Origin of the sequence: Plantibacter sp. M259 (assembly GCF_006065115.1) — a bacterium.
GTDB classification, from domain to species: Bacteria; Actinomycetota; Actinomycetes; order Actinomycetales; family Microbacteriaceae; genus Plantibacter; species Plantibacter auratus.
Map to the genome: position 1 here is coordinate 3,753,008 of NZ_CP040750.1, position 14,889 is coordinate 3,767,896.

General features: G+C 70.7%; 12 protein-coding genes. 7 read left to right on the forward strand and 5 right to left on the reverse strand.

The features are described 5' to 3' along the window. Positions 1-3 precede the first annotated feature (3 nt). Together FGL15_RS17580 and FGL15_RS17585 are read left to right on the forward strand one after the other, a co-directional pair. Positions 4-822, forward strand: a complete 819-nt coding sequence (locus tag FGL15_RS17580) for an acyltransferase (protein WP_138946880.1) — start codon at positions 4-6, stop codon at positions 820-822. Beyond that, positions 723-2,207: an acyltransferase family protein gene (locus FGL15_RS17585; protein ID WP_370282235.1), complete on the forward strand. Its 1,485-nt coding sequence runs from the start codon at positions 723-725 to the stop codon at positions 2,205-2,207. Before FGL15_RS17580 ends, FGL15_RS17585 begins: the two co-directional genes overlap by 100 nt. On the opposite strand, the gene FGL15_RS17590 is transcribed toward FGL15_RS17585, so the two are convergent. The 4 genes from FGL15_RS17590 to FGL15_RS17605 are packed head-to-tail and all read right to left on the reverse strand — an operon-like array spanning position 2,187 to position 7,325. After that, positions 2,187-3,860, reverse strand: a complete 1,674-nt coding sequence (locus FGL15_RS17590; protein WP_138946882.1) for an ABC transporter ATP-binding protein — start codon at positions 3,858-3,860, stop codon at positions 2,187-2,189. The genes FGL15_RS17585 and FGL15_RS17590 overlap by 21 nt on opposite strands. Continuing rightward, positions 3,857-4,735 carry an ABC transporter permease gene (locus FGL15_RS17595; RefSeq protein ID WP_138946883.1) on the reverse strand — a complete coding sequence of 293 codons (879 nt, stop codon included), beginning with the start codon at positions 4,733-4,735 and terminating at the stop codon, positions 3,857-3,859. The genes FGL15_RS17590 and FGL15_RS17595 overlap by 4 nt, the downstream gene beginning before the upstream one ends. After that, the gene (locus FGL15_RS17600) at positions 4,732-5,709 is read right to left on the reverse strand and encodes an ABC transporter permease (protein ID WP_138946884.1); all 978 of its coding nucleotides are present in this window, start codon (positions 5,707-5,709) and stop codon (positions 4,732-4,734) included. The genes FGL15_RS17595 and FGL15_RS17600 overlap by 4 nt, the downstream gene beginning before the upstream one ends. After that, positions 5,706-7,325, reverse strand: a complete 1,620-nt coding sequence (locus FGL15_RS17605; protein WP_064295604.1) for an ABC transporter substrate-binding protein — start codon at positions 7,323-7,325, stop codon at positions 5,706-5,708. Before FGL15_RS17605 ends, FGL15_RS17600 begins: the two co-directional genes overlap by 4 nt. A gap of 208 nt (positions 7,326-7,533) precedes the next feature. On the opposite strand from FGL15_RS17605, the gene FGL15_RS17610 reads away from it, so the two are divergent. The 5 genes from FGL15_RS17610 (at position 7,534) to ndk (ending at position 13,951) form a co-directional block, all read left to right on the forward strand. After that, a complete protein-coding gene (locus FGL15_RS17610; protein ID WP_138946886.1) occupies positions 7,534-8,184 on the forward strand; it encodes a TetR/AcrR family transcriptional regulator in 651 nt (216 codons plus the stop codon). Positions 8,185-8,423: 239 nt separating this feature from the next. After that, entirely contained in the window at positions 8,424-11,789 is a 3,366-nt protein-coding gene (gene ileS, locus FGL15_RS17615; RefSeq protein WP_138946887.1) for an isoleucine--tRNA ligase, read from the forward strand. After that, the gene (locus tag FGL15_RS17620; RefSeq protein ID WP_121291004.1) at positions 11,782-13,161 is read left to right on the forward strand and encodes a folylpolyglutamate synthase/dihydrofolate synthase family protein; all 1,380 of its coding nucleotides are present in this window, start codon (positions 11,782-11,784) and stop codon (positions 13,159-13,161) included. The genes ileS and FGL15_RS17620 overlap by 8 nt, the downstream gene beginning before the upstream one ends. Then, positions 13,158-13,532 (forward strand): DUF4233 domain-containing protein, encoded by a 375-nt coding sequence (locus tag FGL15_RS17625; RefSeq protein WP_064295611.1) that lies wholly within the window; start codon positions 13,158-13,160, stop codon positions 13,530-13,532. The genes FGL15_RS17620 and FGL15_RS17625 overlap by 4 nt, the downstream gene beginning before the upstream one ends. Before the next feature lie 2 nt (positions 13,533-13,534). Continuing rightward, a complete protein-coding gene (gene ndk, locus FGL15_RS17630) occupies positions 13,535-13,951 on the forward strand; it encodes a nucleoside-diphosphate kinase (protein WP_064295600.1) in 417 nt (138 codons plus the stop codon). Between the two features lie 88 nt (positions 13,952-14,039). Here ndk and FGL15_RS17635 read toward each other — a convergent pair whose 3' ends face one another. Next, positions 14,040-14,639, reverse strand: coding sequence for a vitamin K epoxide reductase family protein (locus FGL15_RS17635; protein ID WP_138946888.1), 600 nt, complete (start codon positions 14,637-14,639; stop codon positions 14,040-14,042). Positions 14,640-14,889: the final 250 nt, after the last annotated feature.

Below are 14,889 nucleotides of genomic sequence, written 5' to 3' on the forward strand. Positions count from 1 at the left end.
ACCGTGTCGACCAGAGCCGCCTCCGGCCCCGTGAGAGCCGACCTCCAAGGCCTTCGCGCCGTGGCGGTCTCGCTCGTCGTGGTGTTCCACCTCTGGCCGGGGCTCGTGCCGGGCGGGTTCGTCGGCGTCGACGTGTTCTTCGCGATCTCCGGGTTCCTCATCACGGCGCACCTCCTCGCCGAGGTCGAGCGATCCGGTTCGGTCCGACTCGGGCGGTTCTGGGCCCGGCGCGCACGACGGCTGCTCCCCGCCGCGCTCACCGTCCTCACCGCGACCCTCGTCGCGAGCTGGTACCTCGCGCCACTCGGGGACCTGCCCCGGTTCCTGCGTGAGATCGCGTGGTCGGGCCTGTACATCGAGAACTGGGCGCTCGCCGGATCCGCGATCGATTACCTCGCGGCGGAGGACGCTCCGTCGCCCGTGCAGCACTTCTGGTCGCTGTCGGTCGAGGAGCAGTTCTACCTCGTCTGGCCGATCCTGGTCCTCGTCGCCGGCTGGCTCGCCGTGCGGTTCGCCCGACGCTCGGCCGCGCCGTCGGTACGGCGTCGGGGCGTCGCGATCGCGATCGGACTCGTCTGCATCGCGTCGGCCGCCTGGTCGGTCGTCTTCACCGCGCAAGACCCGTCTCCGGCCTACTTCGCGACGACGACGAGGGCCTGGGAGTTCGCCGCCGGCGGACTGACGGCGATCCTGGTGGCCGAGGGGCCCGGCGAGGGTGGGCGCTGCGGGCGGGTGCGTGCACGGTCGTCGCCTGGCTCGGGTTCGCCGCGATCGGGGCGGCCGCCGTCCGGTATTCGGGGGAGACACCCTTCCCGGCGTTGACCGCGGCGCTGCCGGTGGGCGGGACGATCGCCGTGATGGCGGCCTGGGCCCCGGACGTCCGGTGGTCGCCGACCGCGCTGCTCGCCCGGGCGCCGATCCAGTGGCTCGGCGACCGCTCCTACGCGGTCTACCTCTGGCACTGGCCCCTCATCGTGTTCGGCGGGATCGTGCTCGCTCGGTCGGCCACCGTCCCCGAGCAGCTCGTCCTCCTCGTCATCACCGGCGTCCTTGCGGAGGTGACGACGCGGTTCGTGGAGCGCCCGATCCGGTTCGGGCGCATCGCCGGTTGGCGGCCACGACGGGTCATCGGTGCGACCGCCCTCGCGATGAGCGTCCTGTTGATCGCCTCGATCGGGGTGCTCCCCGGTGCCGAGGCGCGCATCGCGGCCGAACAGCAGCGCATCGAGACCCTGGTCGCGACCCCGTCGAACTGCCTCGGTGCCGCGGAGCTCGTCGATGCTGCAGCGTGTCCGCGGGACGAGGGAGCGTCGTCGGACGACACGGAGGGCTCCGGTGGCGAGACCTCGCGCGACGGTTCCTCGGCGTCTCCCGGGGATGAGACCCGCGGGGTCGTCATTCCTGATGCGTCGCTCGCCGACCTGCCGCCGGACCGCTGCATCACCGACATCCGGGCCGCCGCGTTCGAGGTCTGCGCCTACGGCGCCAGCGCGGAGCAGGCGACGAGGACGGTGGCGCTCATGGGCGACTCGCACGCCGAGCAGTGGTTGCCGGCGTTCGCGACGGCCGCCGAGGCGAACGGGTGGCGGCTCCTCGTCGCGGCGAAGAGTTCCTGCCCGTTCAGCGACGCCGAGCGCACCGAGCCCGGGACCAGCGCGGCGGTGCTCGCCGAGATGCGCGCCGGGTGCCTGAGCTGGAACCGCGACGCCCTCGAGCTGCTGCAGGACGAACCGGAGATCGACACGCTCGTCGTCTCGGCGCGCGCTCGGAACCCGGTCGTCGCCGAGGGGGGCAGCGACTGGCGGGACGTGGCCGCGGAAGCCTATGCGGAGCGCTGGGCGCTCGTGCCCGCGACGATCGAGCAGATCGTCGTCCTGCGCGACACCCCGACGATGTCGGACGACGTGCTGGAGTGCGTCCGCGACGACGCTGATCCGGAGGACGGGTGCGCCCGGGACCGGAGCGACGCGCTCACGGAGGATCCGCAGTACGACGCCGCCCTCGCGAGCACCGACCCACGGGTCCGACCCGTCGACCTCTCGGACGCCCTGTGCACGTCCGATCGGTGCTCGCCGGTCATCGGTGGTGTCCTCGCGTACCGCGACCACCACCACCTGAGCTGGGTGTACGCCGAGACCCTCGCACCCGTCGTCCAGGCGGTGCTGGACCGGATCCCGACGCCGGAGTCAGACGGCGTCGCGCCCTGACGCCGCACCGGGCGCGATGAGGCGCGGAGCGTCGGCTGCGAGTCGGGCGGTGTAGGGGTGTGCCGGGGCGGTGAACACCTGCTCGGAGTCGCCATGCTCGACCACCCGTCCGTGCTGCATCACGGCGACCCGGTCGCTCATGTGCCGGATGACGCCGAGGTCGTGGGAGATCAACAGGTAGCTCAGGCCGTGGCGTCGCTGCAGCTCGTCGAGGAGGTCCAGGATCCTGGCCTGGACGGTGACGTCGAGCGCGGAGACGGGCTCGTCGAGGATGAGCGTCGACGGTCGACTCGCGAGTGCCCGCGCGATCGCCACCCGTTGCCGCTGCCCGCCGGAGAGCGTCCGCGGGCGCGCGCGAGCCAGCGAGGGATCGAGGCCGACGTCCGCGAGGAGACGGGTGATGTCGCGAGGTGCGGCTTCGCGTCCACGAACGGCGTCGGCGAGGATGGCGTCGACGCGCCAGCGTGGATCGAACGAGCTCAACGGATCCTGCGAGACCCAGCCCAGACGGTTCCGTCGTGGACGACGCGCTCGCTCGGGGAGCTCCGACCACGGTTCGCCCTCGAGGAGCACCGTTCCCGACTGTGGCGCGGTGAGGCCGAGTGCGATGCGGGCGAGGGTGGTCTTGCCCGAACCGGACTCGCCGACCACGCCCAGGGTCGTCCCCGGTTCCAGGCGGAGCGAGACGTCGTCGACCGCCAGGATCGCCGAGGCGCCGCGGCCACGCTCGAAGCTGCGGGAGACGGATCGGAACTCGAGCGCGGGTGCGTCCGATCGGTCCTGCGTCGTCGGGCGGGTGCGCGTCGCCGGCTGTTCGGCCACCGGGGCCGCGTCGACCGGCTGGTCTGCGCTGAGGCGTGTCCCTCGAGCGCGGTCGGTGGGGACCGCGGCGATGAGGGCCCGGGTGTACGGGTGTGTCGGCCTGGTCAGCAGCTGTTCGGCCGGCCCCTGCTCGACGACGACACCGTGCTGCATCACGACGAGGTGGTCGGCGATCGACGAGACGACGGCGAGGTCGTGGCTGATCAGGAGGAGGGCCGCCCCGCGCCGCTTGACGTCGTCGAGGAGGCCGATGATGCGCGCTTGGACGGTGACGTCGAGGGCGGTCGTCGGTTCGTCGGCGATGAGGAGGTCGGGGTCCAGTGCGATCGCAGAAGCGATGAGTGCGCGCTGGCGGAGTCCGCCGGAGAGTTCGCCGGAACGTTGGCCGATGCGGGAAGCCGGGTCGGGCATGCCGACGGAGTCGAGGAGTTCGAGCACCCGCCGGGTGCGGGCGGTCCGGTCCAGGTCGGTGCCGAGTCGGAGTGCGTCGTCGATCTCGCGCCCGATCGGTCGCAGGGGGTCGAGCGACACGAGGGCGTCCTGGAGGACGAGTCCGATGCGACGCCCGCGCAGGCGTCGCCAGGCCGATGCTCCGAGTCCGCGGAGGTCGGTGCCGTCGAAGTCGAGTCGAGTGGCCGTCACCCGTGCCGATGCGCCGGGGAGGCCCAGGAGCGATCTGGCGGTCACGCTCTTGCCGGAGCCCGACTCGCCGACGATCGCGACGCAGGTGCCGCGCTCGACCTGGAAGGAGACGTCGGAGACGACAGCGTCCCCGCTGCCGAATCCGACCGTCAGTGCTTCCACCTGGAGCAGGGGAGTGGAGTCGCTCATCGGCCGTCCTCCCGTGATCGGCGCTGGAGACCCCGTCCGAGGACCGTGGTGGACAGGGCGGTCGCGACGATCATCAGACCGGGGAACGCCGTGAGCCACCACGCCGTCGCGAGGTAGGTTCGTGCTGCGGCGAGCATGGCACCCCATTCCGGCGCGGGTGGTTGCGCCCCGAGCCCGAGGTAGCTCAGGGCGGACGCCCAGACGACCGCCTGTCCGATGCCGAGGGTCGCGAGGACGAACAGCGGGGCGACGGCGTTCGGGAGGATGTGTCGGAACAGGATCCGGGCCGGCCCGTGCCCGAGCACTCGCGCGGCCTCGACGAAGTCGGAGGAGCGGACCTGGAGCAGCTGACCGCGGATGAGGCGCGCGTAGCCCGGCGCCGTCGACAGGCCGACCGCGATCGTCGCCGTGACGGGACCGGGCCCCGCGATGACGATCACGAGGAGCGCGAGCAACAGGCCGGGGAACGCGAAGAGCACCTCGAGGACGCGTCCCACGGCGAAGTCCGCGATCCGGCCGCCGACTGCGGCGATCGTCGCGAGGACCGCTCCGAGGATCAGTCCGATGGCCGTCGCGGCGACGCCGATGAGGAGCGAGGTCCCCGCACCGTGCACGACCCGGCTCCAGACGTCGCGGCCGGACTCGTCCGTCCCGAACCAGTGCGAGAGGGAGGGCGGCGAGAACGCGGCCCGCGGGTCGACCGCCGTCGGCGACGCTGTCGCGAACAGCTGGGGGGCGAGCGCACAGCCGAGCAGGAACAGCACCACTACAGACGCGACGATCTCGGGTGCGCCGAATCCCGACGACCGGCGCCATCCGCGGCGGACTCGGGCGTCGGGGCTTCCGGATGTCGGGGTGATCGCGAGCCCGCTCATGAACCGGACCGCCGGATCCGGTCGCGTGGGTCGAGCAGTTCCGCCGCGAGGTCCGCGAGGAACATGACGACGACGTAGGCCACTGCCGAGCTCAACACCACGCCGGTGACCACCGGGACATCGCGCACGGTCACCGCCTGGAGCATCGTCCGCCCGAGACCGGGCCGGGCGAAGATGGTCTCCACCACCACCGCGCCGCTGATGAGGTACCCGAAGGCCCATCCCGACAGGTTGACCGCGGGCACGGCGGCGTGACGCAGGCCGTGCCTGAGCAGCAGGCCGGTCGTCGACTCACCTCGGGCGGCCGCGGAGACGGCGAACGGTGCGCTTGCCGCATCGAGCAACGGTTCCCGCATCACCTGGGCCAGGAACCCGGCGACCGGGATGGCCAGGGTCAGCACCGGGAGGATGAGACCGACCGCATCACCCGTGCTCACCGGAGGGAGCCATCCGAGCCAGGTGCTGAAGAGCGTGATGAGGACGGTCGCGAGCCAGAACTGGGGGAGCGACGCCGCCACGAGCTCGACGGCCGATCCGAGGGCCGCGGAGACCCGCCCACCACGGGTCGACCAGATCGCGAGGCCGAGTGCGAGGAGCCAGGCGACGGCGAGCGACGCCGTCGCCAGCACCAGGGTCCCGCCGAGCTGTTCGGCGAGCACCTGGGCAACCGGCGTGCGGAGGGACGCCGACTCGCCGAGATCCCCCTGGACCAGTCGGACCAGTTGCGCCAGGTACTGGACGAGGAGCGGCTGGTCCAGGCCGTACTGCTCGCGCACCCGCTCCAGCGCTTCAGCCGACGCCTGGGAGCCGGGGCCACCGAGATAGGCCTGCGCCGGATCGCCGGGGATCAGCCGGACGGCGAAGAAGGTGACTGTCGCGACCGCCCAGAGCACGAACACCGCACCGGCCAGACGCGCCCCGATCCGCCCGACCAGGCGGCGGAGGTCGCGTCCCGAGTGGCCGATGGAGGTCACTCCACGAGCCAGGCGTCCCCGAAGACCGGCGTCGACACCGTCGGCAGCGCGCGGACGCCCTGCAGGGAGGTGCTCAGCAGGAAGTGGTTCTGCTGGTCGTAGAGCGGCAGGATGTAGTAGCCGTCGAGGATGATCTGCTGCGCCTGCTCGTAGAGGAACGCCCGCTCCTCGGGATCGAGGGTGTCGCTCGCCTGCTTCAGGATCTCGTCGAGCGCGGGGTCGTCCAGCTGGGCATGGTTCGCGAAGTAGCCGCTCGGCGCCGGGACGATGCCCGAGGAGTCGTAGAGCACGCGGAGCACGTCCGGTCCCACCTTCGTGTACGGGGCGCTGACGGCCTCGTAGGCGTTGGAGCCGAGTGCCTCGTACCAGCTCGAGAGGTCGAGCAGCTCGAGCTGCACGTCGAAGCCGGCGTCACCGGCTCCGGCCTGGATCTGCTCGAAGAGCGACTGCTCGGCCGGGATCGACTGGTTCGTGCTGACGGGGAACCGCACGGTCAGCCGGACGCCGTCCTTCGTCCGCACGCCGTCCTCGTCCTTCTCGGTCCAGCCCGCCTCGTCGAGGAGCTTGTTGGCCGCATCGAGGTCGTAGCCGAACAGGCTCTCGTCGGAGTAGGCGGTGGCCTCCGCACTCGACAGCGGCGAGTAGGAACGCTTCGCCGTGCCGAAGAACAGTGACTCGATGCCGGCGTTCACGTCCGTCGACCGCACGAAGGCCTCCCGCACGCGCTGGTCGTCGAACGGCGCCTGTCCCGCGTTCAGCTCGATCCGGTTCGAGGCGCCGGGGCGAGGTGCGTCCAGGTCGACGATCGTCTTCGAGTCCTTCGCCTGCGCGATCGTGTCGGGCTGCGCGTTGTCGATGATGTCGACGTCGCCGCTCTGGAGCGCCGCGAAGCGCGACGCGGAGTCGGGGATGAAGCGCCACGTGATGCCGTCGAGGTACGCCGGCCCGTCGTTCGCGGCGTCGCCCGGTGCCGAGTCGTAGGCGTCGTTCCGGACGAGCGAGACGTGGTCCTGCTTCACCCACTCGTCGACGACGAACGGTCCGGTACCGACCGGCGCATCGCAGTTCGCCGCTTCACCGCGGGCGATCCCCGTCGGGGACTCCATCGCCGTCCACGGCTGCGACAACGACTCCAGGAGCGCGCTGTCCGGAGCGGAGAGCGTGAACCGGGCCGTCGTGGCGTCGACCGCCTCGACCGACGCGACCTTGCCCACCGCGAGGTAGCCCGTGGACGACTTCGTCGCCGGGTCCTGCAGGTGCTCGATGTTCGCCTTGACCGCCGCCGCGTCGAACGGGGTGCCGTCGGTGAACGTCACGTCCGACCGCAGCGTGAACTCCCAGGTCAGACCGTCCTCCGACGTCGTCCAGGACTCGGCGAGCCACGGGATGATCTCGCCCTTCGCGTCTCGGGAGACGAGCGGCTCGAGGAACTGCGCACTCAACAGGGCCTGCGGGTAGTTGCCGCCGACATGCGGATCGAGACACGTGGGCTCGGCGTCCCCACTGGCGTAGACGAGCGTCCCACCGGCCTTCGGCGTGCTCGACGCGGCCGGCGTCCCCGGTGCACACGCCGCGAGCAGGACCGCGAGCGGAACGAGCGCCGCGGCGATGCGCAACGGACGACGCGAGGACGCAGGGCGTCGACGGGCATGGGAGGGGGATGCGGGCACAGGGACTCCAGAAGGCGATCGACCGGGTGCTGAGGGCCCGGTGGCGGCGTCGGACGAATTATTGGACGCCGTCTCGGAACCAGCATAGAGCCTCGGCACCACGCCCCGACCCCTCGCACGACGGCTAGGCTCACAGGCGGCGGAAGGAGCCCCCATGGCGAGACCACCGGCACGGAACGCCGTCGGCAGACCCCGACGATCCTCCCGACGCGTCCTCGAGGAGGCGGCCGCTGAACTCTTCCTCGAACAGGGGTACCCGGGCACCACCGTCGACCAGATCGCGAGCCGCGCCGGCGTCAGCCGCAACACCTTCTTCAACTACTTCGGCTCCAAGAGCGACGTCCTCTGGGTCGACGTCGACGCCGCGCTCGCCGGACTCGAACGGGCGCTCGCCGGAGGCGGGGACACCCCTGCAACGGACGTCGCCGACGCGATGCCATCACTGCAAGCCGCCCTCCTGGGCATCGCCGAGGAGCGCTCGAACGGTGCCGTGCCCTGGGCGCTCACGCAGATCGAACTGATGGACACCGCGTGGGAGCTGCAAGCGTCCGGTCTCGAACGTCTGCTGCGTCTCCAAGCCGTGCTCCGGGTCTCGCTCGCGCGCCTCGCCGTCCGCGCCGACGAGCTGACGATCCGGTCCGCCGCAGCGGCGCTCGCCGGCGCGATCGTCGCCGGCGCCGGGGCCTGGGCGGCCGCAGGTGTCGGCCGGGGCGAGCTCGGCGACTACCTCCACCGCGCGATCGCTCCGGTGGTGGACGGGTACGGCCGCGCCCTCGCCCGGATCGACGGGCCGAGTTCCTCGTAGCCGACCCTCCTCGGAGCCGCTCCGCAGGCTGTACGATGGGACCATCGACATCGATCCGGCCATCACCGGGGAGTCCTCGGCAGAACAGTGACCGCTCAGCGGGAGCCCAGTAGAACCGAGCGGGTCAGGCCCGTCACAGCCGATGCAGAGCGGCCGTTCCAGTGGAGCGGCAAGCGGGGTGGTACCGCGTCGGCAACGCCGGCGTCCTCGCAGGACCCACGAGACCTGCCAGGAGAACGATGAGCTACCCGAAGTCCCAGGAACCGACCCCAACCGAGTCGGCGTCGAACGGCGCTGCGTTCGGCGTGACGCCGTCGCCCAGCTTCCCCTCGATCGAGGAGGGGGTGCTCGCGCGATGGGCCGCCGACGGCACCTTCCAGGCCTCCATCGACCAGCGCGAGGGCGCTCCGGAGTGGGTGTTCTACGACGGCCCGCCCTTCGCGAACGGCCTCCCGCACTACGGTCACCTCCTCACGGGCTACGCCAAGGACCTCTTCCCTCGGTTCCAGACGATGCGCGGCAAGCAGGTGCACCGCCGGTTCGGCTGGGACACCCACGGTCTCCCCGCCGAGCTCGAAGCGGAGCGCCAGCTCGGCATCACCGACAAGCGCCAGATCGACGAGATGGGGCTCGCCGCGTTCAACCAGGTCGCACGTGACTCCGTCCTCCGCTACACGGAGGAATGGCAGGACTACGTGACGCGCCAGGCGCGCTGGGTCGACTTCGAGCACGACTACAAGACGCTCGACGTGACCTACATGGAGTCCGTCATCTGGGCCTTCAAGCAGCTCCACGACAAGGGCCTCGCCTACGAGGGCTACCGGGTGCTGCCCTATTGCTGGCGCGACCAGACGCCGCTCTCCAACCACGAGCTGCGGATGGACGACGACGTCTACCGCTCCCGCCAGGACCAGACCGTCACGGTCACCTTCCCGCTGGTCGGTCCGAAGGCCGAGAGCCTCGGACTGACCGCCGTCCGCGCGCTCGCCTGGACGACCACGCCCTGGACCCTGCCGACGAACGCCGCGCTCGCCGTCGGGCCCGACATCGAGTACGCGGTCGTCCCGGCCGGCCCGAACGGCACCCCCGACGCCACGGTGCTCCGCGAAGAGGGCTCCGCCCACGCCGACACCGAGGTGCTCGGCGGCGAGTACCTCATCGCCTCGGCGCTGCTCGGCAACTACGCGAAGGACCTCGGCTACGACTCCGCGGCCGAGGCACAGGCCGCCGTCTCCCGGACGATCGTCGGGCGCGAGCTCGAAGGCGTCTCCTACGACCGCCTCTGGGACTACTACGCCGACGCCGAGTGGGGCATGGAGCAGGCCTGGCGCATCCTCGTCGCCGACTACGTGTCGACCGAGGACGGCACCGGCATCGTGCACCAGGCCCCCGCCTACGGTGAAGAGGACCAGAAGGTGTGCGAGGCTGCCGGCATCCCGGTGATCGTCTCCGTCGACGACGGCGGGAAGTTCCTCCCGGAGGTGTCCGACGTCGCCGGTCTCCAGGTCTTCGACGCCAACAAGCCGCTCACCCAGCTGCTGAAGGCACAGGGCCGCCTCCTGCGTCAGGCGAGCTACGAGCACTCCTACCCGCACTGTTGGCGCTGCAAGCAGCCGCTCATCTACAAGGCGGTGTCGAGCTGGTTCGTCCGCGTGCCCGAGTTCCGCGACCGCATGGAGGAGCTCAACCAGGAGATCACCTGGGTGCCGGAGAACGTCAAGGACGGACAGTTCGGCAAGTGGCTCGCGGGTGCGCGCGACTGGTCGATCAGCCGCAACCGGTACTGGGGTTCACCGATCCCGGTGTGGAAGAGCGACGACCCGGCCTACCCGCGCATCGACGTGTACGGCTCGCTGGACGAGCTCGAGGCCGACTTCGGCGTGCGCCCGACCGATCTGCACCGCCCGTACATCGACGAGCTCACGCGGCCGAACCCCGACGACCCGACCGGCCGGTCGACGATGCGCCGCATCACCGACGTCCTCGACGTCTGGTTCGACTCCGGATCGATGCCGTTCGCCCAGGTGCACTACCCGTTCGAGAACCGCGAGTGGTTCGACTCGCACAGCCCCGCGGACTTCATCGTCGAGTACATCGGCCAGACGCGTGGGTGGTTCTACCTCCTGCACGTGCTGTCGACCGCGCTGTTCGACCGGCCGGCGTTCACGAGCGTCGTGAGCCACGGCATCGTCCTCGGCAGCGACGGCCAGAAGATGTCGAAGTCGCTGCGCAACTACCCCGACGTCAACGAGGTCTTCGACCGCGACGGCTCCGACGCCATGCGCTGGTTCCTCATGTCGAGCTCGGTGCTGCGCGGCGGCAACCTCGTCGTGACGGAGGAGGGCATCCGTGAGGGCGTCCGCCAGGTGATGCTGCCGTTGTGGAACACCTGGTACTTCTTCTCGCTGTACGCGAACACGGCGGTGCCTGGTGGCTACGACGCCGAGTGGCGCACGGACTCCACCGACGTCCTCGACCGCTACATCCTCGCCAAGACGCGTGAGCTCGTCGTCACGGTGACCGACCACCTCGAGGCGTTCGACGCGACCCTCGCGGCGGCCTCGCTGCGGGACTTCGCGGACGTCCTGACCAACTGGTACGTGCGTCGCTCCCGCGACCGCTTCTGGTCGACCGACGGTGGCGCCTTCGACCGCGACGCCTTCGACACGCTCTACACCGTCCTCGAGACGTACTGCCGGGTCGCCGCTCCGCTCCTGCCGCTCATCACGGAGCAGATCTGGACCGGCCTGACGGGCGAACGCAGCGTGCACCTCACCGACTGGCCGGAGCCCGGGGCGTTCCCGGAGGACGCGACACTCGTCGAGGCGATGGACCGGGTCCGCGAGGTCTCCGGTGTCACCCTCGCCCTCCGCAAGCAGGCCGGTCTCCGTGTCCGGTTGCCGCTCGCATCGCTCACCGTGGTCACGTCCGACCCCGCGTCGCTCGCACCGTTCGAGGCGATCCTCCGCGAGGAGCTCAACCTCAAGGCCGTCTCCTTCGCCGAGTTGACCGACACCAGCGGCACCGAGTTCGGCGTCACCTCGCGCCTCTCGATCAACGCCCGCGTGGCAGGCCCGCGCCTCGGCAAGACGGTGCAGCAGGCGATCAAGGGCGCTCGGAGCGGCGACTGGTCCGAGGTCGACGGCACGGTCACGGCCGGCGGCATCGAGCTCGTCGACGGCGAGTACGAGCTCGTCATGGAGGCGTCCTCGGGCGCCGCCGGTGGCGTTGCGCTCGCGCTCCTGCCGTCGGGTGGCTTCGCCCTGCTCGAGACCACGCTGACGCCCGAGCTCGAAGCGGAGGGACTCGCCCGCGACGTCATCCGTGCTGTGCAGGACACCCGGAAGGCGGCGGACCTGCAGGTGAGCGACCGGATCCGGCTGCAGCTCCGATTCGAGGACGACGCCGACGAACGCGCGGTGCGCAGCGCCCTCGACGTGGTCGACCTCGCCGGCGACACCCTGGCGACGTCCCTGACCTGGTCCGACGACGAGGCGCAGGCTGGAGCGTCGGGCTTCGCCCAGTCGTTCGCGGCCGGGAAGTTCGGCAACGGCGGAGCCTTCACCGTGACCGTCGCGCGTGCAGAGGAGACCGCCGATGTCTGATGACCTGATCCCCGGAGACGAGCTGTCCGCGGCCGATGCCGCCGACGCCGTGTACCGCGAGCTCCTGGAACGGCTGGGGGAGGCCCAGCCGCAGCCGCGTCTCGGTGCCACCAAGCGCGCGCTCGAGCTCCTCGGCAACCCGGAGTCGTCCTTCGCGATCATCCAGATCGCCGGAACGAACGGCAAGACGAGCACGGCCCGCATGATCGAGAGCATCCTCCGCGCCCACGGGCTCCGCACCGGTCTCTTCACGAGTCCGCACCTCGTCCGGTTCACCGAGCGCATCGGGATCGACGGCGAGCGGATCTCGGACGAGGCCGTCGCCAGGAACTGGGACGACATCAAGCCGTATCTGGCGATGGTCGACGCCGAGCTCACGGCGGCCGGTGAGCCCGCGCTGACCTTCTTCGAGGCGCTCACCGTCCTGGGATTCGCCTGCTTCGGCGACGCCCCCGTCGACGTCGCCGTCGTCGAGGTGGGGATGGGCGGTGCCTGGGACTCGACGAACGCCGCCGATGCCGAGGTCGCCGTCTTCACGCCCATCGACCTCGACCACGTGCAGCGTCTCGGCAAGACGATCGCCGAGATCGCGCGCACCAAGGCCGGCATCATCAAGCCCGGGGCGCAGGTGGTCTCGGCCGCGCAGCACCCCGACGCGCGTCAGGCGATCGTCGACGCCGCCGCGGCGGTCGACGACCCGGCCGTGTTCGAAGGTGAGGAGTTCGCCCTCGTGCAGGACGCCGTGGCGGTGGGCGGACAGCTCATCACCGTCCGAGGGCGCGCTGGCACCTACCCGGAGCTGTACCTCCCGCTCTACGGAGACCACCAGGGACGGAACGCGACGCTCGCGATCGCCGCGGTCGAGGCGTTCCTTGGCGGAGCGACCCAGCCGATCGCGGAGGACGTCCTCGCGGAGGGCCTCACCGAGGTCGCCTCCCCGGGGCGTCTGCAGCTCATCGGCACCGAGCCGACCGTGCTCGTCGACGCTGCGCACAACCCGCACGGTGCCGCATCCCTGGTCGCCGCACTCGGCAGCTACTTCGACGTCGACGAGATCGCCTTCGTGGTCGGCATCCTCCAGGACAAGGACGCCGCCGGCATCCTGACGACCCTGGCGCCCGCCGCATCCGGCTTCTTCTTCACCCAGTCGGAATCGGAGCGGGCGATTCCCGCCGAGGAGCTCTCGCGCCTCGCCGCATCGCTCGACCTGCCGGCGTCGACCTTCGCCGACACGCTCGACGAGGCCGCGGAGGACGCACGGCGCTGGGCCGAGGAGGCGCCACGGCGACTGGTCGTGATCACCGGCTCGATCACGCTGGTGGGCGAGGCGATCGAGGTCGCCGACGACCGCGAATGGAAGGCGACCGCATGAGTGGCATGGCACGGAGCCGGGCTCCGCGGAGCATCAAGCAGACCCTGGGATCGATCATCCTCGGCTTCGAGATGATCGTCATGTTCCTCGGCGCGCTCGTCATCTTCGGGCTGAAGGCGCTCCCGGCCCCGGTCGCGTTGATCGGCGGAGCGGTGCTGTGCCTGATCATCGTCGCGACGATCCCGCTCCTGCGATTCCGCTGGGGGTATTGGCTGGGCTGGGCGGTGCAAGCCGCTATCGTGGCTACCGGCCTGCTCGTGCCGATGATGTTCCTCGTCGGCGGGATGGCCGCAGCCGTCTGGACCTATGCGATGGTCCAAGGCGACAAGATCGAGCGTCAGCAGGCGCTCTACCGAGAAGCGAAGGATTGACCGTGGCTGTTGAAGAAACCCTGGTACTCGTGAAGCCTGACGGCGTCGCACGCAACCTGACCGGCGAGATCCTCCGTCGGATCGAGGCGAAGGGCTATTCGCTCGTGGACCTGCGCATGGTCGAGCCGGACCGCGAGCTGCTGGCCGCCCACTACGCCGAGCACGAGGGCAAGCCGTTCTACGAGCCCCTCGTCGAGTTCATGCTGAGCGGTCCCGTCGTCGCGATCCGCGTCGCCGGCAACCGTGTCATCGAGGGCTTCCGTTCGCTCGCCGGCACGACCGACCCGACGACCGCCGCGCCCGGGACCATCCGCGGCGACTTCGGCCGCGACTGGGGCCTCAAGGTCCAGCAGAACCTCGTCCACGGTTCGGACAGCCCCGAGTCCGCCTCCCGCGAGCTCGCGCTCTGGTTCGCCTGACGCACCGACTCCGCACGACGAAGCCCGCCTCCGATTCCGGGGGCGGGCTTCGTCGTTCGCGTCCGGCGGCCGTTCGGGCCGCCACCGGCTACAGGTAGGACAGGACGTCGAGGCGGAGCTGGGCGATGACCGCCACCACGAGGTAGCACCCGAGCGTCACCACCACGATCCAGGAGGACACGATCCCAGCGACGCGGCGGACGGCGGGAGACGCCGGGACGATGCCGTTCCGCAGGGTGAACGCGGTCACCGCGATGAACGAGGGGATCGTCACCGACCAGGTGACCATGCACCACGGGCACAGCGTGCCGAGGACGAAGATGCTCTGCGAGATCAGCCAGATGACGAATCCGAGCGCACCGAGGAACCCGATGTTGAACGCGATCCAGAACCACCGCGCGAACTGCGCACCGGCGAGGACCGCGACGCCGACGGCGATCGGGGCGATCCAGGCGGCGAGACCGATGATCGGGTTCGGGAACCCGAGGATGGCGCCCTGCCAGGAGTTCAGGTTGACCCCGCACTGCACGAGGATGCTCAGATTGCAGCCGAGCTGGGCGTTCGGGTCCTGCAGGAGCTGGAACTTGTCGAGGGTGAGCGCGAACGCCGCGATCCACCCGATGACACCTGCGACGATGAGGAAGATGGCGAGGCCCCTGGGGCGCGCGTCGATGACCGGAGTTGACACGCCCTGATTCTCGCACGCCCGCCTGAACGGCGGCGGGACATGCCCGGGTGGTCCGTACTCAGGACCGTCGGCCCTGTTCGTGCGATAATCGTGGGGTGGTGCCCGAGCCGCGCTCGACCGCACGACACAACAGGCTTGTTGGGCAATGAGAGCCCAGGACCCGCCGGCACGTGCCGGCACGATCGTGAGAGCTCCGAGAGCCAGCGATCACACAGGATTTGCGAACGGCTGCACCCGCGGCCGCACGCAC

Excerpts from the sequence above, each read along its gene's own strand:
- FGL15_RS17590 (WP_138946882.1), bottom strand. The coding sequence starts at position 3,860 with ATGAGCGACTCCACTCCCCTGCTCCAGGTGGAAGCACTGACGGTCGGA.
- FGL15_RS17595 (WP_138946883.1), bottom strand. The coding sequence starts at position 4,735 with ATGAGCGGGCTCGCGATCACCCCGACATCCGGAAGCCCCGACGCCCGA.
- FGL15_RS17610 (WP_138946886.1), top strand. The coding sequence starts at position 7,534 with ATGGCGAGACCACCGGCACGGAACGCCGTCGGCAGACCCCGACGATCC.
- ileS (WP_138946887.1), top strand. The coding sequence starts at position 8,424 with ATGAGCTACCCGAAGTCCCAGGAACCGACCCCAACCGAGTCGGCGTCG.
- FGL15_RS17620 (WP_121291004.1), top strand. The coding sequence starts at position 11,782 with ATGTCTGATGACCTGATCCCCGGAGACGAGCTGTCCGCGGCCGATGCC.
- FGL15_RS17625 (WP_064295611.1), top strand. The coding sequence starts at position 13,158 with ATGAGTGGCATGGCACGGAGCCGGGCTCCGCGGAGCATCAAGCAGACC.